General features: G+C 75.5%; 2 protein-coding genes. Both read left to right on the top strand.

From position 1 onward, the window contains the following. Positions 1–17: 17 nt before the first annotated feature. On the top strand, positions 18–16,031 hold the full coding sequence (locus AW270_RS40935; RefSeq protein ID WP_061289095.1) for a type I polyketide synthase: 16,014 nt from the start codon (positions 18–20) through the stop codon (positions 16,029–16,031). A gap of 42 nt (positions 16,032–16,073) precedes the next feature. Further along, a complete protein-coding gene (locus tag AW270_RS00705; protein ID WP_061289100.1) occupies positions 16,074–26,456 on the top strand; it encodes a type I polyketide synthase in 10,383 nt (3,460 codons plus the stop codon). The last annotated feature ends 22 nt before the right edge of the window (positions 26,457–26,478 follow it).

Below are 26,478 nucleotides of genomic sequence, written 5' to 3' on the forward strand. Positions count from 1 at the left end.
GCCAGGTGAACCGCGAAATGAAGGACGAAGAGAAGCTCCTCGACTACCTCAAGCGGGTGACAGCCGATCTTCACCAGACGCGTCGCCGGTTGAAGGAGGCCGAGGCCGCGGGGCACGAGCCCATCGCGATCGTCGGCATGGGCTGCCGGTTCCCGGGCGGGGCCGACTCGCCCGAGGGCCTGTGGGAGTTGCTGGCCGCCGGGGGTGACGCCGTCGGCGGGTTCCCGCTCGACCGGGGCTGGGACGTGGACGGCCTCTACCACCCCGACCCCGGCCACCCGGGCACCTGCTACGCCCGCGAGGGCGGGTTCCTGCGGGACGCGGCGGCGTTCGACGCGGCGTTCTTCGGGATCTCGCCGCGTGAGGCGGTCGCCATGGACCCGCAGCAGCGGCTGCTGCTGGAGACGTCGTGGGAGGCGCTGGAGCGGGCCGGGATCGACCCTCATGACCTGCGCGAGTCGCGGACCGGCGTCTTCGTCGGCACCAACGGCCAGGACTACGCGGCGCTCGCGGTCGCCGCCGAGGGCGTCGAGGGTTTCCTCGGCACGGGGAACGCGGCCTCCGTCGTCTCCGGCCGCCTGGCCTACACGTTCGGGCTGGAGGGCCCGGCCGTGACCGTCGACACGGCGTGCTCCGCGTCGCTGGTGGCGCTGCACCTGGCCGTCCAGTCGCTGCGCCTGGGCGAGTGCTCGCTGGCGCTCGCGGGCGGCGTGACGGTCATGTCGACGCCGGGCGCGTTCATCGAGTTCTCCCGGCAGCGGGGCCTGTCGCCCGACGGCCGGTGCAAGGCCTTCGCGGCCGGGGCCGACGGCACCGGCTGGGGCGAGGGCGCCGGCATGCTGGTCGTCGAGCGCCTCTCCGACGCCCTGCGCAACGGCCACCCGGTGCTGGCGGTCGTGCGCGGTTCCGCGGTCAACCAGGACGGCGCGTCCAACGGCCTGACCGCCCCCAACGGGCCCGCCCAGCAGCGGGTGATCCGCCAGGCGCTCGACAACGCCCGGCTCACGCCCGCCGACGTCGACGCCGTCGAGGCCCACGGCACCGGCACCTCCCTCGGCGACCCCATCGAGGCCCAGGCCCTGCTCGCCACCTACGGCCAGGACCGCGAGGAGCCGCTCTGGCTCGGCTCGGTCAAGTCGAACCTCGGCCACACCCAGGCCGCCGCCGGCGTCGCCGGAGTCATCAAGATGGTCATGGCGCTGCGCCACGGCCTGCTCCCGAAGACCCTGCACGTCGACGAGCCCTCCCCGCACGTCGACTGGTCGGCCGGCGCGGTCGAGCTCCTCACCGAAGCCGTCCCGTGGCCCGCCGGGGAGCGCCCCCGCCGGGCCGGGGTGTCGTCGTTCGGCTTCAGCGGCACCAACGCCCACGCCGTCATCGAGGAGCCTCCGGCCCAGGAACCGGCCGCGCCGGCCGAGGGCCGCGCCTGGGTCCTCACCGCCGCCACCCCCGAGGCCCTCCAGCATTCGGCGGTACGCCTCCGCGCCGCCCTCCCCGCCACCGACCCGTCGTTCGCCCTGTCCCGCAAGGCCCAGCTCCCCGTCAGGGCGGCCGTGGTCGCGGGCGACGAGGCGGCCCTGACCGCCCTCGCCGAGGGCCGCCCCCACCCCGGTCTCGTCTCGGGCGTCGCCCGTGGCGACGGCAGACTGGCCTTCCTGTTCACCGGCCAGGGTTCCCAGCGACCGGGCATGGGCCGCGAACTGTACGACACCTTCCCGGCCTTCGCCGAGGCTTTCGACCAGGTCCGCGACCGCCTGATGACGACCGCGTCGGGCCCGACGAAGGCCGAGTCCTCCAGCGCTGGCCGGTCCGAAGACACAGAAGCTTCTGGCGCCGGTGCGGCTGGAAAGGTGAGATTCCCCGACCCGGTCCACGACCCCATTGACCTGGCAGAGGCCGTTCGGACGGGGGTGGGGCTCGATGAGACGGGGGTCGCGCAGCCGGCGATCTTCGCGTTCGAGGTGGCGCTGTTCCGTCTTCTGGAGTCGTTCGGGGTGCGGCCCGATGTGGTGGCGGGTCACTCCATCGGGGAGATCGCCGCCGCGCACTGCGCGGGCATTCTGTCCCTGGACGACGCCTGCACCTTGGTGAAGGCGCGGGCTTCCTTGATGCAGGCGCTTCCGGCCGGTGGGGCGATGGTCGCCATACAGGCCGCGCCGGGCGAAATTTCGGGGAATGTCGACATCGCGGCCGTCAACGGGCCGCGATCCGTGGTCATCTCCGGTGCCGAGGACGCCGTGCTCGCCGAGGCCGCCCGGTTCGAGAAGACCAAGCGGCTGAACGTCTCCCATGCCTTCCACTCCCGCCTGATGGACCCCATGCTCGACGCGTTCCGCCAGGTCTGCGCGGCGCTCACGTACAACGAACCGGCCATCCCGTTCGACGGCGGCCGGGACGCCGGTTACTGGGTGAAGCACGTCAGGGACACCGTGCGGTTCGCCGACACGCTGGCCGGGCTCGGCGACGTCACGACGTTCCTGGAGGTCGGACCCGACGCGGTGCTCACCGCCATGGCCGCCGACCAGACCGAGGCCGTGGTCCTCCCCGCCCAGCGCGCCGACCGGGGGGAGCGGGCCTCCTTCGTCCAGGCCCTCGCCGGGCTCCACGTCAACGGCGTCGAGTTCGACTGGCGGACCGCACTGGCCGGGGACCCGGGACCGCACGTCGACCTTCCGACCTACGCCTTCCAGCGCCGCCGCTTCTGGGCCGACCCGCCGGTCCGCCCCACGAGCGCGGGCGAGTGGCGCTACCGCGTCCACTGGTCGCCGCTCACCCTGAACGCCCAGGTCACCGGCCGCTGGCTCCTCGTCGGCGACGACCTCGAAGGCGAGCGGATCGGCGAGGTCTTCACCGACGCCGTCCACCTGACCGACGTGCCCGCCGCCGGCGAGCTGGCCGCGCTCGGCCCCTTCGACGGCGTCTTCTCCACGCTGGCCCTCGACACCACGATCGCCGACGGACACACCGCCGTCACCCGGGGCCTGGCCCGCACGCTGGCGCTCGTCCAGGCCGGTGTCTCCGCGCCGCTGTGGGTGGCGACCCGTGGTGCGGTCTCCACCGGCGACGGCGACCCGCTGACCGACCCGGCCCAGGCCGAGGTCTGGGGCCTCGGCCGGGCCGCCGCCCGCGAGCACCCCGACCGCTGGGGCGGCCTAGTGGACCTGCCGCCGCTTCTGGACGACGCCGCGATCGACCACCTGCGCCGGGTGCTGGCCGGCACGACCACCGACGACGAACTGGCCATCCGGGAGGGCGGCGTCCTCACCCGCCGCCTCGCGCGGGCGGGAGTCGAGGCCACCGGTCCCGGCTGGCGGCCGGGCGGCACCGTGCTCGTCACCGGCGGCACCGGCGCGCTCGGCGGGCACATCGCCCGCTGGCTGGCCGCCGAGGGCGCGGCCCACATCGTCCTCGCCGGGCGGCGCGGGCTCGACGCCCCCGGCGCGGCCGAGCTGAAGGCCTCGCTGACCGGCGCCCGCGTGGACGTCGTCGCCTGCGACGTCGCCGACCGGGACGCGCTCGCCGCGCTGCTGGCCGAGACGCCGGTGACCGCCGTCGTCCACGCGGCCGGAGTGCTCGACGACGGCGTGCTCGACGGGCTCACCCCCGAGCGGCTCGACACCGTGCTGACCGCCAAGGTCACCGCCGCCCGCAACCTGCACGACCTCGCCGGCGACCTCGACGCCTTCGTGCTCTTCTCCTCCCTGGCGGGCACGCTGGGCGGTTCGGGCCAGGCCTCCTACGCCGCCGCCAACGCCCACCTCGACGCGCTGGCGCAGTACCGCCGCGACCGGGGGCTGCCCGCCACGTCGATCGCGTGGGGGCCGTGGGCCGACAAAGGCATGGCCGCCGACCCGTCGATCGGCGAGCGGCTGCGCCGGGGCGGCGTCTCCGCGCTCAACCCGGCCAAGGCGGTCAGGGCGCTGGCCCAGGCGCTGGAGGCGGGGGACACCCACGTTGCCGTCGCCGACATCGACTGGCCCGTCTTCGGGCGGGCGTTCGCCTCGGTCCGGCCCGCGCCCGTCATCGCCGACCTCGCCGAGCTCCCCGCCGGGACCGGCGCCCAGGCCGAGGCGGAGAAGCCGGGCCTGCGGGACGCCCTCCGGGCCATGCCCGAGCACCGCCACGCGGGCTTCCTGCTGGACCTGGTCGCGGGGCACGCCGCGGCCGTGCTGGGACACGAGACCGCCGCCGACGTCGCGGGGGAGCGGGCCTTCAAGGAGCTCGGCTTCACCTCGCTGTCGGCCGTCGAGCTGCGCAACCTGCTGGGCGCGGCCACCGGGCTCCGGCTCCCGGCCACGATGATCTACGACCACCCGACCCCGGCCGCGCTCGCCGAGTTCCTCCGCCGCGAGCTGCTCGGCGACGACGGCGAGACCGAGGACGTCGTGGTCGCGGCCGACGACGAGCCGATCGCCATCGTCGGCATGGGCTGCCGGTTCCCCGGCGGCGTCGCCTCACCCGAGGACCTGTGGCGGCTGCTGGCCGCCGGGGGCGACGCGGTCACCGAGATCCCCGCCGACCGGGGCTGGCAGCTCGACCACGACGCCGGCTCCGACCGCGCGGGCACCTCCCACTCCCGCGAGGGCGCGTTCATCGACGCCGCCGGTGACTTCGACGCCGAGTTCTTCGGCATCTCCCCGCGCGAGGCCCTGGCGATGGACCCGCAGCAGCGCCTGCTGCTGGAGACCTCCTGGGAGGCGCTGGAGCGGGCCGGCATCGACCCCTCGTCGCTGAAGGGATCGCGTACCGGCGTCTTCACCGGCACCAACGGCCAGGACTACGCGACGCTGCTGATGGGCGGCGGCGCCGACGGCGCGGAGGGCTACGTCGCGACCGGCACCACCGCCTCGGTGCTGTCGGGCCGGGTCTCCTACACCCTCGGGCTGGAGGGCCCGGCCGTCACCGTCGACACCGCCTGCTCCTCCTCGCTGGTGGCGCTGCACATGGCCGCCCAGGCGCTGCGCCAGGGCGAGTGCGCGCTGGCCCTGGCGGGCGGCGTCACGATCATGTCGACGCCGGGGCTGTTCATCGAGTTCTCCCGCCAGCGCGGGCTCGCCCCCGACGGCCGCTGCAAGGCGTTCGCCGCCGCCGCCGACGGCACCGGCTGGGGCGAGGGCGTCGGCGTCCTGGTCGTCGAGCGGCTGTCGGACGCCCTGGCCAACGGCCACGAGGTCCTCGCCGTGGTCCGGGGCTCGGCCGTCAACCAGGACGGCGCGTCCAACGGCCTCACCGCGCCCAACGGGCCGTCGCAGCAGCGGGTCATCCGGCAGGCCCTCGCCTCGGCCGGGCTCACCCCCGCCCAGGTCGACGCCGTCGAGGCGCACGGCACCGGCACCAAGCTCGGCGACCCCATCGAGGCCCAGGCGCTGCTGGCCACCTACGGCCGGGACCGCGAACGGCCCCTCCTGCTGGGGTCGGTCAAGTCGAACATCGGCCACACCCAGGCCGCCGCCGGCGTGGCCGGGGTGATCAAGATGGTCCAGGCCATCCGGTACGGCGTCCTGCCGCCCACCCTCCACGTCGACGCCCCCTCGCCCCACGTCGACTGGACCGCCGGCTCGGTCGACCTGCTCACCGAGGCCACCCCGTGGCCGGAGACCGGCGCGCCCCGCCGGGCGGGCATCTCGTCGTTCGGGATCTCCGGCACCAACGTCCACACGATCATCGAGCAGGCCCCCGCCGCCGAGCCCGCCGCGGACCGCGACCCGGTCCCGGTCGTCGCCTGGCCGCTCTCGGCCCGCACCGAGGAGGCCCTGCGCGAGCAGGCCCGCCGCCTGCGCAACCGGCTGGAGGTCTCCACCCTCGACCCGGCCGACGTGGCGCTCTCCCTCGTACGGTCCCGCGCCGCCCTCCAGCACCGCGCGGTCGCCTTGGGCCCTGACCTGACCGGCGCGCTCGACCTCATCGCCGAGGGCCGGGGCGGCGTGACCGGCGTGGTCGTCCCGGGCCGGACCGCCTTCCTGTTCACCGGCCAGGGCTCGCAGCACGCCGAGATGGGGCGCGGCCTCTACGCCGCCTACCCGGCGTTCGCCGAGGCCTACGACGACGTGGCCGACCGGCTCGTCATCGGCGACGACCTCGACGAGACCGGCAACACCCAGCCCGCGCTCTTCGCCTTCCAGGTCGCGCTGTTCCGCCTGCTGGAGTCGTGGGGCGTCACCCCCGACCAGGTCGCCGGGCACTCGGTCGGCGAACTGGCCGCCGCCCACGTCACGGGCGTCCTGTCGCTCGACGACGCCTGCGCGCTCGTCGGCGCGCGGGCCACCCTCATGCGCGAGCTGCCGCCGGGCGGCGCGATGATCGCCGTCGAGGCGGCCGAGGAGGAGATCTCGGCGGGCGTCGACGTCGCCGCCGTCAACGGCCCCCGTTCCGTCGTCGTCTCCGGCGACGAGGACGCCGTGCTGGCCGAGGCGGCCCGCTTCGCCGCGATGGGCCGCCGCACCCGGCGTCTCACCGTCTCCCACGCCTTCCACTCGGCCCGCATGGACGCCATGCTGGCCGACTTCCACCGCGTCGCTGTGACGCTGACCTACCACGAGCCGGTCATCCCCTTCGTGGCGCACGGCGACGTCACCACGCCCGCCTACTGGGTCGGCCACGTCCGCAACGCGGTCCGGTTCGCCGACGGCATCCGCCGCCTGGAGGCCGAGGGCGTCACCCGGTTCGTCGAGATCGGGCCGGACGCCGTGCTGACCGCGATGGGCCAGGAGACCTACGAGGGCGACGCCGTCTGGATCCCCGTCTGCCGCCGGGGCCGCCCCGAGCCGGAGACGGCCGTCGAGGCGCTCGCCCGCCTGCACGTCGCGGGCGGCCCGGTCGACTGGACCACCCTGTTCACCGGCGCGACCCCCGTCGACCTGCCCACCTACGCCTTCCAGCGCAAGCGCTACTGGCCCAAGCCCGCCGTCTGGGCCGGGGACGCCGCCGGGCTCGGCCAGACCCCCGCCGGGCACCCGCTGCTCGGCGCCGCCGTCACCCTCGCCGAGGGCGGCGTGGTGCTGACCGGCCGCCTGTCGGCGCAGACCCAGCCATGGCTGGCCGACCACCGCGTCATGGGCCGGGTCATCCTGCCCGGCACCGCGTTCGCCGAGATGGCGATCAGAGCCGGCGACCAGGTCGGCTGCGGCGCGATCGAGGACCTCACGCTGGCCGCCCCGCTGCCGCTGCCCGACCAGGGCGGCGTCCGGGTGCAGGTCACCGTGGGCACCGCCGACGACACGGGCCGCCGCCGGGTGGGCGTCCACTCCCGCGACGAGAACGCCCCCGACGACGCCCCCTGGACCCGGCACGCCGCCGGCACCCTGGCCCCGGGCGTGCCCGGCCTGCCCGACGAGGACCTGACCGCGTGGCCGCCCGCCGGCGCGGAACCGGTCGACGTGACCGGCCTCTACCCGGGCCTGGTCGCCCTCGGCTTCGACTACGGCCCCGCCTTCCGGGGGATCACCGCCGCCTGGCGGCTCGACGAGGCCGTCTACCTGGAGGTGGCGCTCCCGGAGGACGACCACGCCGACGCCGCCCGCTTCGGCCTCCACCCGGCGCTGCTCGACGGGGCGCTGCACGGCGCGTTCCTCCAGTCGCTCGGCGACGGCGAGGGCCGGGTGCCGTTCTCGTGGAGCGACGTCGTGCTGCACGCCTCCGGCGCGACCCGGCTGCGCGCCAGGCTCACCCGGACCGGCCCCGAGTCCGTCTCCCTGCTGGTCACCGACCCCGCGGGAGCCCCGGTCGCGTCGGTCGGCGCGCTGGTCGTCCGGCCCGCCGAGCGCGCCGCGACCGTCCCGGCGGTCGCCGAGTCGCTGTTCCGGGTCGAGTGGACGCCGGTCGCCCTGCCCGACACCCACGCCGACGACGTCACCATCGCCGACCTCGCCCCCGGCACGGTGGCCGAGGTCACCGAGGTCACCCTGGGGCTCATCCAGGACTGGCTCGTCAACGACGAACCCGGCCGCCTGGCCTTCGTCACCCGCGAGGCGCTGCCCGGCGACGTGGCGCTGAACGCCGCGTGGGGCCTGGTGAAGTCGGCCCAGTCGGAGAACCCGGGCCGGTTCGTGCTCATCGACACCGACGGCACCCCGCTCGACCGCGCCCTCACGCTCGACGAGCCGCAGCTCATGCTCCGCGACGGCAGGGCGTTCGCGCCCCGCCTGGTCCGCGCCCCCGCGGGGTTCGTCCCGCCGGACGCCACTTGGCGGCTGCACGTCGAGACCAAGGGCACCCTCGACGCCCTCACCCTGGCCCCCGTCGCGATCGAGCCCCTTCGCCCCCACGAGGTGCGGGTCGGCGTCCGGGCGGCGGGCCTCAACTTCCGCGACGTGCTCAACGCGCTCGGCATGTACCCCGAACCCGCCGGGCTCCTGGGCGGCGAGGTCGCCGGGGTCGTCCTGGAGGCGGGCGCGGACGCGCCGTTCGCGCCGGGCGACCGGGTGTTCGGCATGGCGGCGGGCGGCTTCGGCCCCCAGGTCGTCACCGACCACCACTTCCTGGCGAGGATGCCCGACGGCTGGTCATTCGAGGTCGCGGCCTCGGTCCCGATCGTCTTCCTCACCGCCCTGTACGCCTTCACCGACCTCGGCCACCTCAAGCGCGGCGAGAAGGTGCTGATCCACGCCGCCGCCGGCGGGGTCGGCATGGCGGCGGTGCAGGTCGCCCGCCACCTGGGCGCGGAGATCTACGGCACCGCCTCGGAGTCCAAGCAGCACGTCCTGGAGGGCCTGGCCGGGATCGCCAGCTCCCGCACGCTCGACTTCGCCGACGAGTTCCCGAAGGTCGACGTGGTCCTCAACGCCCTCGCGGGCGAGTTCGTGGACGCCTCGATGGGCCTGCTGAACGAGGGCGGCCGGTTCCTGGAGATGGGCAAGACCGACATCCGCTCCGGCGACGGCTACCAGGCCTTCGACCTGTCCGAAGCAGGTCCCGACCGCATCCGCGAACTGCTCGCCGAGCTCCTCGGCCTCTTCGAGGCGGGCGTGCTGGCCCCGCTGCCCGTCAGGGCGTGGGACGTCCGCCAGGCGCGGGACGCCTTCCGGTTCGTCTCCCAGGCCAGGCACATCGGCAAGGTCGTGCTCACCGTCCCCGCGCCGGTCGCCAAGGACGCCACCGTCCTCATCACCGGCGGTTCCGGCGCGCTGGCGACCGTGCTGGCCGGGCACCTGCTCGCCCAGGGCTTCACCGACCTGCTGCTGGTCAGCCGCTCGGGCCGGGCCGACTGGGACGGCATCCGCGCCGCCGGGGGAGAGGCCGGCATCGGGTCGGTCCGGGCCGCCGTCTGCGACGTCTCCGACCGGACCGCGCTGGCGAACCTGCTGGTGAACGAGGACGTCGCCGGGGTCGTCCACACCGCGGGCGTGCTCGACGACGGCGTGATCGAGTCGCTGACCCCCGAACGGCTCGCCAAGGTGCTGGAGCCGAAGGTCCAGGCCGCGCTCAACCTGCACGAACTCGTCGGCGACGTCGGCATGTTCGTGCTGTTCTCCTCGGCCGCCGCCACGTTCGGCGCGGCCGGGCAGGGCAGCTACTCCGCCGCCAACACCGCCCTCGACGCGCTGGCCGTCCACCGCCGCTCGCTCGGGCTCCCGGCCCACTCCCTGGCCTGGGGCCTGTGGTCCGGCGGCGGCATGGGCGGCCTGCTCGACGACTCGGAGAAGGGCCGCATCTCCCGGGGCGGCATGTCGGCCCTGCCGGTCGCCGACGGCCTCGCGCTCTTCGACCTAGCCCTGCGCCGCGACGAGGCGCTGCAACTGCCGATGCACCTCGACCTGCGGAGCATGCGCGGCGGCCCGGTCCACCCGCTGCTGCGCTCGCTCGTGCAGGGCCCCGCGCGGGGGGTCGCCTCGGCCGCCGGCGCCACCTCCTCCCTGGCGGCGCGGCTCGCCGGGCTCGCCCCCGCCGACCGCGACAAGGCCCTGGTCGAGCTGGTACGCGGCCAGGCGGCGATCGTGCTGGGACACGCGTCGGCGGAGGCCGTGCCGGGCGGGAAGGCGTTCAAGGAGCTCGGGTTCGACTCCCTCACCAGCGTCGAGCTGCGCAACCGGCTCAACGTGGCGGTCGGGGAGCGGCTGCCCGCGACGCTCGTCTTCGACTACCCGACCCCCGTCGCCCTCGCCGCCCACCTGGGCGACCGCCTGCTGGGCGCGGAGGAGAAGGCCGCCGGTCCCCTCGCGGTGGCCGCGGCCGACGAGCCGATCGCCATCGTCGCGATGAGCTGCCGGTTCCCCGGCGACGTCAGGTCGCCCGAGGACCTGTGGGACCTGGTCGCGGGCGAACGCGACGGCATCACCGGCTTCCCGGTCAACCGGGGCTGGGACCTGACCACCGAGGGCGCCTACGTCCGGCTCGGCGGGTTCGTGCACGACGCGGACGCCTTCGACGCGCCCTTCTTCGGCATCTCGCCCCGCGAGGCCCTGGCGATGGACCCGCAGCAGCGGCTCCTGCTGGAGACCTCGTGGGAGGCGTTCGAACGCGCCGGGATCGAGCCCGGCACCCTGAAGGGCAGCCGGACGGGCGTGTTCGTCGGCGCGGCCTCCGCCGGGTACGGGACCGGCGCCGACCCCTCCGAAGGGCTCGACGGCCACCTGCTGACCGGCGGCGCGACCAGCGTCGTCTCCGGCCGGGTCGCCTACACCTTCGGACTGGAGGGCCCCGCCGTCACCGTCGACACAGCGTGCTCGTCGTCGCTGGTCGCGCTGCACATGGCGGTGCGGTCGCTGCGGTCGGGCGAGTGCACGATGGCGCTGGCCGGCGGCATCACCGTCATGGCCACCGCGAGCATGTTCGCCGAGTTCTCCAAGCAGCAGGGCCTGGCCGCCGACGGCCGCTGCAAGCCCTTCGCCGCCTCCGCCGACGGCACCGGCTGGGCCGAGGGCGTCGGCATGGTGCTCGTCGAGCGCCTCTCCGACGCGCGCCGCCACGGCCACCGGGTGCTCGCGCTCGTCCGCGGCTCGGCCGTCAACCAGGACGGCGCGTCCAACGGCCTCACCGCCCCGAACGGGCCGTCGCAGCAGCGGGTCATCCGGCAGGCGCTCGCCGACGCCGGGCTGACCGTCCGCGACGTCGACGCCGTCGAGGCCCACGGCACCGGCACCAGACTGGGCGACCCGATCGAGGCGCAGGCGCTCATCGCCACCTACGGGCAGGACCGCGACGAGCCGGTCAGGATCGGCTCGATCAAGTCGAACATCGGCCACACTCAGGCCGCCGCAGGCGTCGCCGGGCTGATCAAGATGGTCATGGCGATGCGCCACGGCGTGCTGCCCCGCAGCCTCGGCATCGACGCCCCCTCGCCGCACGTCGAGTGGGACCGGGGCGCGGTCGAACTGCTCACCGCGTCCGCGCCGTGGCCGGAGACGGGGCGTCCGCGCCGGTCGGCGGTGTCGTCGTTCGGCATCAGCGGCACCAACGTCCACACGGTCATCGAGGCCGCCCCCGCCGACGAGCCGGGCCAGGGCGTCGGCCTGCCGGTCGTGCCGTGGGTGCTGTCGGCCCACGACGATGCCGCGCTCGCCGAGCAGGCCCGGCGGCTGCGCCAGGCCGCCGAGGACCAGGACCCCGCCGACGTGGGCCGCACGCTCGCGGTCGGCCGGGCCGCGCTGGAGCACCGCGCCGCCGTCTCGGGCGCGACCCGCGAGGCCCTGCTCGCCGGGCTCGACGCCCTGATCGAGGGCCTGGACGAGGGCCGCGAGGCCCCCGGCGTCGCCCGCCCCGACGGGCGAACCGCGTTCCTGTTCACCGGCCAGGGCGCGCAGCGCGCCGGGATGGGCCGCGATCTCCACGACGCCTACCCCGTGTTCGCCGAGGCGTTCGACGCGGTCTGCGCGCACCTCGACGGGGTGGCCCACGCCGTCCTGACGGGGGAGGGCCTCGACGAGACGGTCTTCACCCAGCCCGCCCTGTTCGCCGTCGAGGTCGCCCTCTACCGGCTCGTCGAGTCGTGGGGGGTGCGGCCCGACTTCGTCGCCGGGCACTCCATCGGCGAGCTCGCCGCCGCCCACGTCGCCGGGGTCCTCTCGCTGGAGGACGCCTGCACGCTGGTCAAGGCCAGGGGCGCGCTGATGCAGGCGCTTCCGGCCGGTGGCGCGATGGTCGCCGTCCAGGCGACGCCGGGCGAGATCTCGGAGAGCGTCGACGTCGCCGCCGTCAACGGGCCCCGGTCCGTGGTGATCTCCGGGCCCGAGGACGCCGTGCTCGCCGAGGCCGCCCGGTTCGAGAAGACCAAGCGGCTCACCGTCTCCCACGCCTTCCACTCGCGCCTGATGGACCCGATGCTGACGGACTTCCGCCGGGTCGCCGCCGGGCTGACGTACAGCACCCCCAGGATCCCGGTCGTGTCGGGCGGCCTCGCCGACGTGACCGATCCGGAGTACTGGGTGCGGCACGTCCGTGACGCGGTCCGGTTCGCCGACGGGATCGCCTGGCTGGAGGCCGAGGGCGTCACCCGGTTCGTCGAGATCGGGCCTGAGGCGGTGCTGACCGCGATGGGCCAGGAGTGCGTGCGGGGCGACCACACGTGGGTGCCGCTGATGCGGAGCGGGCAGGAGGCCCGGACCCTCGTCGACGGCCTCGCCCGGCTGCACGTCTCGGGCGCGACGGTCGACTGGGCCGCCTTCTTCGCCGGGGCCGGCCACGCCGACCTGCCGACCTACGCCTTCCAGCGCCGGTCGTACTGGCCGAAGCAGGCCGTCTGGATCGGCGACCCCTCCGGCTTCGGGCAGACCCCGGCCGGGCACCCGCTGCTCCAGGCCGCCATGCCGCTGGCCGGGGGCGATCAGATCGTGCTGACCGGCCGCCTGTCCCTCCAGACCCAGCCGTGGCTGGCCGACCACGTGGTCGGCGGCCAGGTGCTGCTGCCCGGCACGGCCTTCGCCGAACTCGCCGTCAGAGCCGGTGACCAGGCCGGCTGCGGCACGGTCGAGGAGCTGACCATCGAGGCCCCGCTGGTGCTCGACGGGGCGGCCCACCTCCAGGTCGTCGTGGGCGAACCCGATGACGAGGGACGCCGGACGATCACCGTCCACTCCCGCGCCGAGGACGCCCCCGCCGACCGCCCGTGGACCCGCCACGCGACCGGCACGCTCATCCCCGCCGCCCCCGAAGGCGAGCGCCTCGACGTCTGGCCCCCGGCCGGCGCCGAGCCCGTCGACGTCACCGGCCTCTACGACGACCTGCCCGGCTTCGCCTACGGCCCCGCCTTCCAGGGCGTCCGGGCGGCCTGGCGCAAGGACGCCGACGTCTACCTGGAGATCGCCACCCCGGCCGCCGACACCGGCTCCTACGGCCTGCACCCGGCGCTGCTCGACGCGGCGCTCCACGGCTGCTTCCTCGCCGACGACCTGACCGGCGGCCTCCCGTTCACCTGGAGCGACGTCACCCTGCACGCCTCCGGCGCGGCCTCCCTGCGGGTCCGGCTGACCCCGCGCGGCGCGGACGCGGTCACGCTGGCCGTCGCCGACCCGGCCGGCGAGCCGGTCGCCACGGTCGGCTCGCTGCTGCTGCGCCCGATGGCCGCGCCCCGGGCGGCGACCTCCTCGGACGCGCTGTTCCAGGTCGACTGGACCCCCATCGAGGTCCCCGAGGCCGAGCCCGGCGACGTGACCATCGCCGAGGTCGAGCCCGGCACCCCCGGTGAGGTCGCCCGGCGCACGCTGGAGACCCTCCAGACCTGGCTGGCCGAGGACCGCCCCGGCCGCCTGGCCTTCGTCACCCGCGACGCGCTGCCCGGCGACGTCGCGCTGAACGCCGCGTGGGGCCTGGTGCGGTCGGCCCAGTCGGAGAACCCCGGCCGGTTCGTCCTGGTCGACACCGACGGAAGCCCTTACGGCAACGCCCTCGCCACCGACGAGCCCCAGCTCATGATCAGGGACGGCGCGGTGTCCGCGCCCCGCCTGGCCCGCGCCGACCTTGGCCTGCCGGTCCCGGGAGAGGTGTGGCGGCTCGACACCCCGGCCAAGGGCACGCTCGACGCGCTCACCCTCACGCCCTACGAGGCCCCGGCGCTCGGCCCGAACGAGGTGCGGGTCGGCGTCCGGGCGGCGGGCCTGAACTTCCGCGACGTCCTCAACGCGCTCGGCATGTATCCCGGCGAGGCCGGGCTGCTGGGCGGCGAGGTCGCCGGGGTGGTCCTGGAAGCCGGCGCGGACGCGCCGTTCACCCCGGGCGACCGGGTGTTCGGCATGGCCGAGGGCGGCTTCGGCCCCCAGGTCGTCACCGACGGCCGCCTGCTGGCCAGGATGCCCGCCGGCTGGTCGTTCGAGGTCGCGGCCTCGGTCCCGATCGTCTTCCTCACCGCCCTGTACGCCTTCACCGACCTCGGCGACCTCAAGCGCGGCGAGAAGGTGCTGATCCACGCGGCGGCGGGCGGCGTCGGCATGGCGGCCACCCAGATCGCCAGGCACCTGGGCGCGGAGATCTACGGCACCGCCTCGGAGTCCAAGCAGCACGTGCTGGAGGGCCTGGCCGGGGTCGCCAGCTCCCGCACGCTCGACTTCGCCGACCAGTTCCCCCAGGTCGACGTCGTTCTGAACGCCCTCGCGGGCGAGTTCGTGGACGCCTCGATGGGTCTTCTCAACGAGGGCGGCCGGTTCCTGGAGATGGGCAAGACCGACATCCGCTCAGGCGACGGCTACCGGGCCTTCGACCTGTCGGAGGCCGGGCCCGACCGCATCCGCGAACTGCTCGCCGAGCTTCTCAGCCTGTTCGAGGCGGGCGTGCTGACCCCGCTGCCCGTCAGGGCGTGGGACGTCCGCCAGGCGCGGGACGCCTTCCGGTTCGTCTCCCAGGCCAGGCACATCGGCAAGGTCGTGCTCACCGTCCCCGCGCCGGTCGACAAGGACGCCACCGTCCTGATCACCGGCGGTTCCGGCGCACTGGCGACCGTGCTGGCCGGGCACCTGCTCGCGCAGGGCCACACCGACCTGCTGCTGGTCAGCCGGTCGGGCCGGGCCCACGTCGAGGGCGTCCGCACCGCCGCCTGCGACGTCGCCGACCGGGACGCCCTGGCCGCCCTGCTCGCGGGCGAGAGGCTCGCCGGGGTCGTCCACGCCGCCGGAGTGCTCGACGACGCGACGATCGGCTCGCTCACCCCCGAGCGGCTCGCCGCCGTCATGGAGCCCAAGGTCACGGCCGCGCTCAACCTCCACGAGCTGGCCGGGGACGTCGGGATGTTCGTGCTGTTCTCCTCGGCCGCCGCGACGTTCGGCGCGGCCGGGCAGGGCAACTACGCCGCCGCCAACACCGCCCTCGACGCGCTGGCCGCCCACCGGCACGCGCTCGGCCTCCCGGCCACCTCGCTCGCCTGGGGCCTGTGGGCCGGCGGCGGCATGGGCGGCACCCTCGACGACGCCGAGAAGGGCCGCCTGAACCGGGGCGGCATGGACGCCCTCTCCCACTCCGAGGGCATGGCCCTGTTCGACCTCGCCGTGAACGCCCCCCGGCCGCTGCTGGTCCCGATGCGCCTCGACGTCGGCGGCGCGGAGCACGTGCCGCACCTGCTCCGGTCGCTGGTCCGGACCCGCAGGTCGGCCGCGCAGACCGCCGCCGCCCAGGGGCCGTCGCTGGCCCAGCGGCTCGCCGGGCTCTCGGCCGCCGAACGGGAACAGGCGCTCGTCGACCTGGTCTGCGGGCAGGCGGCGGCCGTCCTCGGCTACGACGAGGTGCCCCCGCACCGGGCGTTCAAGGAGCTCGGGTTCGACTCGCTGACCAGCGTCGAGCTGCGCAACCGGCTCAACGTCGCCACCGGGCTGCGGCTCCCGGCCTCGATGGTGTTCGACCACCCGACGCCCGAGGTGCTGGCCGCCCACCTGCTCACCGAGGTCGCTCCCGCCGAAGAGGCCACCGCGGAACCGGTGCTCCGCGAGCTCGACCGGCTCGACACCCTCGTCTCCGCCCTCGGCGGCGACGACCAGGCGGCCGTGCTGGCCCGCCTCCAGACGCTCCTGTCCCGGTACGGCGCCACGGCCCCCCCGGCCGCTTTGACCGACCTGGAATCTGCCACCGACGACGAGGTCTTCGACCTCCTCGGCAAAGAGTTCGGAATCTCCTGATGTTGATCACGCGCATGCCCGGCTGCCCAAGAGGTGAGACCCGTGACTGACGACAAGCTGCGATATTTCCTGAAGCGCGTGACCGCGGAGCTGCACGAGACCCGCGAGCGCCTGCGCAAGTTCGAGGCCGGTGAGCACGAGCCCATCGCGCTGGTCGGCATGGGCTGCCGGTTCCCGGGGGGCGTCCGCTCGCCCGAGGACCTGTGGGAGCTGGTGCGCGACGGCCGGGACGCCGTCGGCCCCGTGCCGCGTGACCGCCACTGGGACGGCCCCGCCGAGGGCGGCTTCCTCGGCGACGCCGCCGCCTTCGACGCGGGCTTCTTCGGCATCGCCCCCCGTGAGGCGCTGGCGATGGACCCGCAGCAGCGGCTGCTCCTGGAGACCTCCTGGGAGACCTTCGAGCGCGCGGGCATCGACCCCGGCACCCTCAAGGGCAGCCGGACCGGGGTCTTCGTCGGCGCCTCCTCGTCGGGCTACACCTCGGTGCTGCAGTTCGTGGAGGGCGTCGACGGGCACGTCCTCACCGGCACCACCACCAGCGTGGCGTCGGGGCGGATCGCGTACACGCTCGGATTCGAGGGCCCGGCCGTCACGGTCGACACGGCCTGCTCCTCCTCGCTGGTGGCGCTGCACCTGGCCTGCCAGGCGATCCGCAACGACGAGTGCTCGATGGCGCTGGCCGGCGGCGTCGCGGTGATGGCGACGCCGGGCATGTTCAGCGAGTTCGGCCGCCAGCAGGGCCTCGCCGGGAACGGGCGGTGCAAGTCGTTCGCCGCCGCCGCCGACGGCACCGGCTGGGCCGAGGGCGTCGGCATGCTGCTCGTCGAGCGGCTCTCGGACGCCGTCGCCAACGGACACCGGGTGCTCGCCGTCATCCGCGGCTCCGCCGTGAACCAGGACGGCGCGTCCAACGGCCTGACCGCCCCCAACGGGCCCTCCCAGCAGCGCGTCATCCGCCAGGCCCTCGCCTCCGCCGGGCTGACCCCCGCCGAGGTCGACGCCGTGGAGGCCCACGGCACCGGCACCGTCATCGGCGACCCGATCGAGGCCCAGGCCCTCATCGCGACCTACGGCCAGGACCGGCCCGAGCCGCTGTGGCTCGGCTCGATCAAGTCGAACATCGGCCACGCCCAGGCGGCGGCGGGTGTCGGCGGCGTCATCAAGATGGTCATGGCGATGCGCCACGGCCAGTTGCCGAAGACGCTCCACCTCGACGAGCCCACCCCCCACGTCGACTGGGCCGCCGGGAACGTGGCGCTCATCGCCGAGACCCGCCCCTGGCCCGAGACCGGCCACCCGAAGCGCGCCGCCGTGTCGTCGTTCGGCATCAGTGGCACCAACGTCCACACGATCATCGAAGAGGCTCCGGAGACCGTCGAGGACGCGTCCGGAGCCAGGCCGGCCTTCCTGCCGTGGCTCATCTCCGGCCGGAGCGCCCCGGCCGTCCGGGCGCAGGCCGCGCGGTTGCGCGACCACCTCGGGCGGCATCCCGAGCTGGACCCGCTCGACGTCGCCTTCTCACTAGCCACCACCCGCGCCGCCCTCGACCACCGCGCCGTGTTCGCCGCGCCCGGTGACGAGAGCCCGCGGCGGATGCTGGACGCGCTGGCCGGAGGGCAGGACGAGCGGGGGCTCGTCCACGACACGATGAAGGTCCGGGCCAAGGCCGCGTTCCTGTTCACCGGGCAGGGCGCCCAGCGGCCGGGCATGGGCCGGGAACTGCACGCCGGGTTCCCGGCCTTCGCCCACGCCTTCGACGAGGTCTGCGCCGCCCTGGAGCCGAAACTTGGGCTGCCGCTGCGCTCGCTCGTGCTCGACGGGGCCGAGCTGGACCGCACGGTGCTGGCCCAGAGCGCGCTGTTCGCGTTCGAGGTCGCGCTGTTCCGGCTGGTCGGCTCCTGGGGGGTCACCCCGTCGTACCTGATCGGGCACTCCGTCGGCGAGCTCGCCGCCGCCCACTGCGCGGGCGTGCTCTCCCTCGACGACGCCTGTACGCTCCTCGCCGCCCGCGCCACCCTCATGCAGGCCCTGCCGGAGGGCGGCGCGATGGTCGCCGTCCAGGCCGCGCCGGGCGACATCTCCGGGAACGTCGACATCGCCGCCGTCAACGGGCCCGCCTCCGTCGTCATCTCCGGCGACGAGGCGGCCGTCCTGGCCGAGGCCGCCCGCTTCGAGAAGACCAAGCGGCTGACCGTCTCCCACGCCTTCCACTCGGCCCTGATGGAGCCGATGCTGGCGGAGTTCCGCGCGGTCGCCGCCGGGCTCACCTACCACGCGCCGACGATCCCGATCGTCTCCACCGTGACCGGCGGGGCCGACCTCGCCTCGCCGGGCTACTGGGTCCGCCAGGTGCGCGAGGCGGTCCGCTTCGCCGACGCGGTCGACGTCGCCGACCGGGCCGGCGTCACCGCCTACCTGGAGCTCGGCCCCGACGGCGTGCTGTCGGCGATGGCGCAGGAGTGCGCCGGTGACGACCCTCTCTACGCCCCCGCGACCCGCAGGGGCCGCGGCGAGCCCGAGGCGCTGACGGAGGCGCTGGCCCGGCTGCACGCGCGCGGCGTCGCCGTCGACTGGGCCGCCTTCTTCGCCGCGACCGGGGCCCGCCGCGTCGACCTGCCGACCTACGCCTTCCAGACCGACGACTACTGGCCCGCCCCCGCGACCTGGGCGGGCGACCCGGCAGGCCTCGGGCTCGCCCCGGCCGCCCACCCGCTGCTCGGCGCGGCCGTCTCCGCCGCCGGGGCCGACGGCCTGCTGCTCACCGGCCGCCTGTCGCTGGCCACCCACCCGTGGCTGGCCGACCACGCCGTCATGGACACCGTGCTGCTGCCCGGGACCGCCTTCGTCGAGCTCGCCCTGAAGGCCGCCGAGCAGGCCGGCTGCGACCGCGTCGAGGACCTCACGCTGGAGGCCCCGCTGGTGCTGCCCGAGGAGGGCGGCGTCCAGATCCAGGTCTGGGTCGGCCCGGCGGGCGAGACCGGACGGCCGTTCGCGGTGCACTCGCGCACCGGCGACGACGACTGGACCCGGCACGCCGAAGGGGTGCTGACCAGCGCCCCGGTGGCGGTCGAGCCGCTGGGCGCGTGGCCCCCCGCGAACGCGACCCCGATCCCGGTCGAGGACTTCTACCCCGCCCTGGCCGCCGCCGGGTTCGGCTACGGCCCGGCCTTCCAGGGCCTGCGCGCCGCCTGGCGGGTCGGCCCCGAGGTCTGCGCCGAGGTCGCGCTGGAGGAGGCCGACCCGGCGTTCGCGATCCACCCGGCGCTGCTCGACGCCGCCCTGCACGGCCTGTCGCTGCGCGACGGCGCGGACGAGCCGCTGGTCCCGTTCGCCTGGCGCGGGGTGAGCCTGCTCGCCCCCGGCGCCTCCGCGCTGCGGGTGCGGCTGACGCCCTCGGGCGAGACCGCCGCGACCGTCCGGGCCTGGGACGAGTCGGGCGCGCCGGTCCTCAGCGTCGAGTCGCTGGCCATGCGGCCCCACGTCGCCGCGCCGGTCACCCGGGAGTCGCTGTTCAAGATCGACTGGGCCGCCGTGCCCGCCCGCGAGACCCTCGCCGGGACGACCGTCGTCGTCGGCGAGACCGACTTCGGCCTCGCCGGGCCGTCCCTGACCTGGTACGCCGACCCGGTCGCCCTCGACGACGCCGTCGCCGCCGGGGCCGAGGTGCCGCGGACCGTGCTCTACGCCTGCCACGTCGACCCCGAGCTCGCGGAGGACGACGTCGCGTTCGCCGTCCGCCTCGCCGTGCAGAGCGCGCTGGCGATGGTCCGCTCGTGGCTCGGCGACCCCCGGTTCGCCGACTCGCGGCTGGTCTTCGTCACCCGCCGCGCCGTGGCCGTCGGAGAGGAGGACGTCGAGGACCTCGTCCAGGCGCCCGTCTGGGGCCTGGTGCGGTCGGCGCAGTCGGAGCACCCGGGCGTCTTCACGCTGCTCGACCTCGACGGGCCCGGCCCCCTCCTGGAGGCGGTCGCCACCGGCGAGCCGCAGGTCGCCGTCCGCGACGGCCGGGTGCTCGCCCCGAGGCTGGCCCGCGCCGCAGTCGGTGGGCCCGTCCCGGCGCTCGACCCCGACGGGCTCGTCGTGGTCACCGGCGCGACCGGCTCGCTCGGCCGCCTGATCACCCGCCATCTCGTCACCGAGCACGGCGTGCGCAATCTGCTGCTGCTCAGCCGGAGCGGCGGGTCCGTCGACGCCGGCGGGGTCACCCACGAGGCCGTGGCCTGCGACGCCGCCGACCGCGACGCCCTCGAAGAGGCGGTCGCCGGACGCCGGATCGCCGGAGTGGTGCACGCCGCCGGCGTGCTCGACGACGGCGTGGTCGAGGGGCTCACCCCCGACCAGATCGACGCCGTGCTCCGGCCCAAGGCCGACGCCGCGCTGAACCTGCACGAACTGGCCCCCGACGCCGACCTGTTCGTCCTGTTCTCCTCGGCCTCCTCGATCTTCGGCGGCCCCGGCCAGGCCAACTACGCCGCCGCCAACGCCTTCCTCGACGCGCTCGCCGCCCGCCGCCGCGCGGCCGGGCGCCAGGCCCAGTCGCTCGCGTTCGGCCTGTGGGCCGAGAGCGGCATGTCCGGCCGGATGGACGAGGCCGACCTGCGCCGCCTGTCCGCCGCCGGGCTCGCCCCGCTCACCCACGACGACGGCCTGCGCCTGTTCGACCAGGCCCGCGCCGCCGGGGACGCGCTGCTCGTCCCGGTCCACCTGGACACCGCGCTGATCCGGTCGCGCGCCGCCGAGCACGGCGTCGCGCCGATCTTCCAGGGTCTGGTACGGGTCCCGGCCCGCCGCGCCCAGATCTCCGCCGCCGGGGCCTCGCTCGCCCGGAGGCTGTCGGGCCTGCCGGAGGCCGAGCAGGACCGCGAACTGCTGACCCTGGTGCGTACCCAGGCGGCCCTGGTCCTCGGGCACGGCGGGGCCGACGCGATCGACGGCGCGAAGCAGTTCACCGAGCTGGGCTTCGACTCCCTGATGGCGGTCGAGTTCCGCAACCGGCTCGGCGCGGCCGTCGGCACCCGGCTGCCCGCCACTCTCATCTTCGACTTCCCGAACCCGGTCGCGCTGGCCGGGCACCTGCGCGGCCTGCTGCTGGCCCTCCCGGAGGAGGCCGCCCCGGCCGAGACCGTCGTCGCGGCCGCGACCGACGAGCCGATCGCGATCGTCGGCATGGGCTGCCGCTACCCGGGCGGGGTGCGCTCACCCGAGGACCTGTGGCGGCTCGTCTCGACCGGCGGCGACGGCGTCTCCGGCTTCCCCGGCGACCGGGGCTGGGACCTCGCGGGCATGTTCAGCGACGACCCGGAACGCCCCGGCGCGACCTACGTCCGCGAGGGCGGCTTCCTGCACGACGCCGCCGACTTCGACGCGGCCTTCTTCGGCATCTCGCCCCGCGAGGCCCTGGCGATGGACCCCCAGCAGCGGATCCTCCTGGAGACCGCCTGGGAGGCGTTCGAGAACGCCGGCATCGACCCGGCGACGCTGAAGGGCTCACGGACCGGCGTCTTCGCCGGCGTCATGTACTACGACTACGCCTCCCGGCTGCCCGCCATCCCCAGCGGCGTCGAGGGCTACCTGGGCACCGGCAACTCCGGCAGCGTCATCTCCGGCCGCCTGTCCTACGTGTTCGGGCTGGAGGGCCCGGCCGTCACCGTCGACACGGCCTGCTCGTCGTCGCTGGTGGCGCTGCACTGGGCGATCCAGTCGCTGCGGCGCGGCGAGTGCACGATGGCCCTGGCGGGCGGAGTGACCGTCATGTCCACGCCCGGGACGTTCGTCGACTTCGGCCGCCAGCGCGGCCTGGCCGCCGACGGGCGGTGCAAGGCGTTCGCCGCCGCCGCCGACGGCACCGGCTGGGCCGAGGGCGCGGGCGTCCTCGTCGTCGAGCGGCTCTCCGACGCGGTCAGGAACGGCCACCGCGTCCTGGCCGTCGTCCGCGGCTCGGCGGTCAACCAGGACGGCGCCTCCAACGGCCTGACCGCCCCCAACGGCCCGTCCCAGCAGCGCGTCATCCGGCAGGCCCTCGCCTCGGCCGGGCTCGTCGCCGCCGACGTCGACGTGGTCGAGGGCCACGGCACCGGCACCCCGCTGGGCGACCCCATCGAGGCCCAGGCGCTGCTGGCCACCTACGGCCAGGAGCGCGAGACGCCCCTGCTGCTCGGCTCGATCAAGTCGAACATCGGCCACACCCAGGCGGCGGCCGGCGTCGCGGGCATCATCAAGATGATCATGTCCATGCGCCACGAGACGGTCCCGCGCACCCTGCACGTCGACGAGCCCTCGCCCCACGTCGACTGGTCGTCCGGCGAGGTCGAGCTCCTCACCGAGCAGGCCCCCTGGCCGTCGGCCGACCGGCCGAAGCGCGCGGGTGTCTCGTCGTTCGGCATCAGCGGCACCAACGCCCACGTGATCCTGGAGGAACCCCCGGTGGTCCCGGCGGTCCCGGACAGGGCGGCCGGATCCGGCGCGGCGCTGCCGTGGCTGCTGTCGGCCCGCTCCCCGGAGGCGCTCCGGGCGCAGGCGGCCCGGCTGGCCGAATTCCTGCTGACCCATCCCGTCCCGGCGGAGGACGTCGCCTACTCTCTCGTCGCCACTCGCGCCGCGCTGGAGCACCGCGCCGCCGTGACCGGCCCGGAGGGGCTCGCGGCGCTCGCCGCCGGCGATCCCGGCGCGGTCACGGGTGTGGCCAAGCCGGGGGGTGTCGCCTTCCTGTTCTCCGGTCAGGGTTCCCAGCGCGCCGGCATGGGCCGTGAACTGGCCGCCGCGTTCCCGCTGTTCGGCGAGGTCTACGACGGCATCGTGGCCCGGTTCGACGGCCTCGCCGAGGCGGTCGCGACCGGCGACGGGCTCGACCGGACCCGGCACACCCAGGCCGCGATCTTCGCCTACGAGGTCGCCCTGTTCCGGCTGGTGGAGTCGCTGGGCGTCCGGCCCGGCCACCTCGCCGGGCACTCCATCGGCGAGATCGCCGCCGCCCACGTCGCCGGGGTGTTCTCGCTCGACGACGCCTGCGCCCTGGTCAGGGCGCGCGGCACGCTCATGCAGGCCCTCCCCGCCGGGGGCGCGATGATCGCCGTCCAGGCCACCGAGGACGAGGTGCTCGCCGCCCTCACCGGTGAGGCCCGGGTCGCGGTCGCCGCCGTCAACAGCCCCGACTCCCTGGTGGTCTCCGGCCCCGACGACGAGGTCACCGCCCTGGCCGCCTGGTTCGCCGACCAGGGCCGCCGCACCCACCGCCTCGCCGTCAGCCACGCCTTCCACTCGCCGCTGATGGCCCCGATGCTCGACGAGTTCCGCGCGGTCGCCGCCGGGCTCACGTACCGCGACCCGGAAATTCCGGTCGTCTCCAACGTGACCGGCGCGATCGCGGCCGACCTCACGTCCCCGGACTACTGGGTCCGGCACGTGCGGCAGGCGGTCAGGTTCGCCGACGGCGTGCGGACCCTGCTCGACGAGGGCGTGACCACCTTCGTCGAGATCGGGCCCGACTCGACGCTGACCGCGATGGCCGCGCAGTGCGCCGACCGGCCCGCCGGTTTCGTCGCGCTCAGCCGGGCCGGCCGCGACGAGCCCGAGACCCTCCTGGCCGGACTCGCCGAACTGCACGTCAACGGCGTCGACGTCGACTGGACCGGCCTCGTGGACGGTCACCGCGCCGACCTGCCGACCTACGCCTTCCAGCGGGAGCGCTACTGGATGGAGGCGCCCCCGGCCCCGCCGGGCGACGTCACCTCCGCCGGGCTCGGCAGCGCCGGGCACCCGCTCCTCGGCGCGGCCGTGCCGCTGGCCGACAGCGAGGGCCTGCTGTTCACCGGCCGCCTGTCGGCCGCCACCCACCCGTGGCTGGCCGACCACGCCGTCATGGACACCGTGCTGCTTCCCGGCTCGGCCTTCGTCGAGCTGGCCCTGCACGCCGGCGAGCAGACCGGCTGCCCCGTCGTCGACGAGCTGACCCTCGAAGCGCCGCTCGTGCTGCCCGAGGACGTGGCGGTGCAGCTCCAGCTCGTGGTCGGCGCGCCCGACGGAAGCGGGCGGCGCGCCGTCACCCTGCACTCGCGGCTCGACGCCGACGACCAGCCCTGGACCCGCCACGCCGACGGCCTGCTCAGCCCGCTGACCGTGCCGGGGGAGAGCCTGACGGCGTGGCCGCCGCCGGGCGCGGCCGAGGCCGACATGGAGGACCTCTACGACCGGCTCGCCGAGGCGGGCTTCTCCTACGGCCCGCTCTTCCAGGGGCTCCAGGCGGCCTGGCGGGACGGCGAGGTGCTCTACGCCGAGGTCGCCCTGCCCGACCCGGCCCAGGCCGCCGGGTTCGCCCTGCACCCGGCCCTGCTGGACGCCGCCCTGCACACCACCTTCCTCGGCTCCGGCGAGAACGAGCACGGCCTGCCGTTCGCCTGGACCGGCGTCGCCGTCCACTCCGCGGGCGCCACCCGGCTCCGGGTCCGGCTCACCCCCGGCGACAGCGGCACCACCGTCGACCTCGCGTCGGCGGAGGGCACACCGGTCGCCACCGTCACCTCGCTGGTCACGCGGGGCGTCTCCCGCGAGCAGCTCGCCGTCGCCGGGACCGCCCGGCACGAGTCGCTGTTCCAGGTCGACTGGGTCCCGGTGCCCGCCCCCGGCATCCAGGGACCGGTGCGCTGGGCCGTTTTGGGCGAGGCCGACCTCGACCTCGGCCCGGACGTCCTCGTCGACCGCTACGCCGACCTGCTCGCCCTCGACGAGGCGACCACTCCGGTGCCGCCCGTCGTGGTGGCGCACTGCAGCCTCGACAACGGCGACCTCGCCGAGATCGTCGAGGACGACGTGGCCCTCGGCGCGCGGGTCGCCACCCAGGGCACCCTGACCCTGCTCCAGTCGTGGCTGTCCGACGCCCGGTACGCCGACTCGACCCTGGTCCTGATGACCACCGGCGCGGTGGCCCCGGTCCCCGACGAGGCCGTCACCGACCTGGCCTTCGCTGCCGTGTGGGGCCTGGTCCGCTCGACCCAGTCGGAGCACCCGGGCCGGATCGTGCTGGCCGACGCCTTCGACGCGACGGCGCTGCCCGCCGCGGTGTCGTCGGGCGAACCCCAGGTGGCCCTGCGGGACGGCAGGGTGCTCGCGCCGAGGCTGTCCCGGGTCGCCACCGGCGGCGAACGGCCGGTCGAGATCCGCGGCCCGGTGCTGGTCACCGGCGCGACCGGGGCGCTGGGCGGCGAGATCGCCCGCCACCTGGTCGTCCGCCACGGCGTCACCGACCTGGTGCTCACCAGCCGCAGAGGCCCCGGCGCCGACCTGGTCGAGTCGCTGACCGCGCTGGGCGCCAACGTGGTCGGCGCGGCCTGCGACGCCGCCGACCGGGACGCGGTCGAGGCGCTGCTGGCCACCACCGAGATCGGCACGGTCGTGCACGCGGCCGGGGTCGTCGACGACGGCGTCCTGTTCTCGCTCACCCCCGAACGGCTGGAGAACGTGCTGCGGCCCAAGATCGACGCCGCCTGGAACCTGCACGAGCTGCTGCCCGAGACGCCCCTCATCCTGTTCTCCTCGGTCGCCGGCGTCTTCGGCGCACCCGGCCAGGGCAACTACGCCGCCGCCAACGCCTTCCTCGACGCCCTCGCCGGTCACCGCCGCGCCCACGGCACCCCCGCGCTCTCACTCGCGTGGGGCCTGTGGGAGGAGCACGGCGCGGACGCCGACGTGCGGCGGATGGGCCGGGGCGGGGTGCTGCCGCTGCCCATGGACGAGGGCCTGGCGCTGCTCGACGCCGCGCTGGCCGCCGACGCGGGCCCGGTGATCTCCCCGATGCGGCTGGACACGGCCGCGTTCCGGGCCGCCCCGACGGTGCCGCCGCTGCTGCGCGGGCTGGTCAAGCCGCGGGTCCGGCGCGACGCCGAGGCCGTGGTCGACCTGGCCCGCCGCCTGGCCGGGCTGCCCGCCACCGAGCGCGACGCCGCGATCCTGGAGACGCTGCGCCAGCAGGTCGCCGGGGTGCTCGGCCACGCCACCGCCGGCGCGGTCGACGAGGACCGCTCGTTCCGCGAGCTCGGCTTCGACTCGCTGATGGCCGTCGAGCTGCGCAACCGGCTCGGCGCGGTCACCGGCTCCCACCTGCCGGCCACGCTCGTCTTCGACTATCCGACGCCCGGCGCGCTCGCGGCCCACCTGCGCGAGCTGCTGGTGCCGGAGGCCGGACCCGCGCCGACGCCCCTCCTGGAGGAGCTCGACCGGCTGGAGTCCGTGCTGTCCACGCTGTCGGCCGGGGCCCTCACCGAGATCGCCCCCGACGAGGACGACCGCAAACGCATCACCCAGCGCCTCAAGGCCGTCCTGTCCCGCTGGGACGACGTCCAGGGCTCCCTCGTCGGCGTCGCGGCCTCCCTGGAGTCCGCCAGCGACGACGAGATCTTCGACTTCATCGACCGACGGTTCGGCAAGGCCTGATCGCGGGACCCACGAATAAGTA

The sequence above is a fragment of the Herbidospora cretacea genome (genome assembly GCF_001570605.1).
In the GTDB taxonomy this organism is placed as follows: domain Bacteria; phylum Actinomycetota; class Actinomycetes; order Streptosporangiales; family Streptosporangiaceae; genus Herbidospora; species Herbidospora cretacea.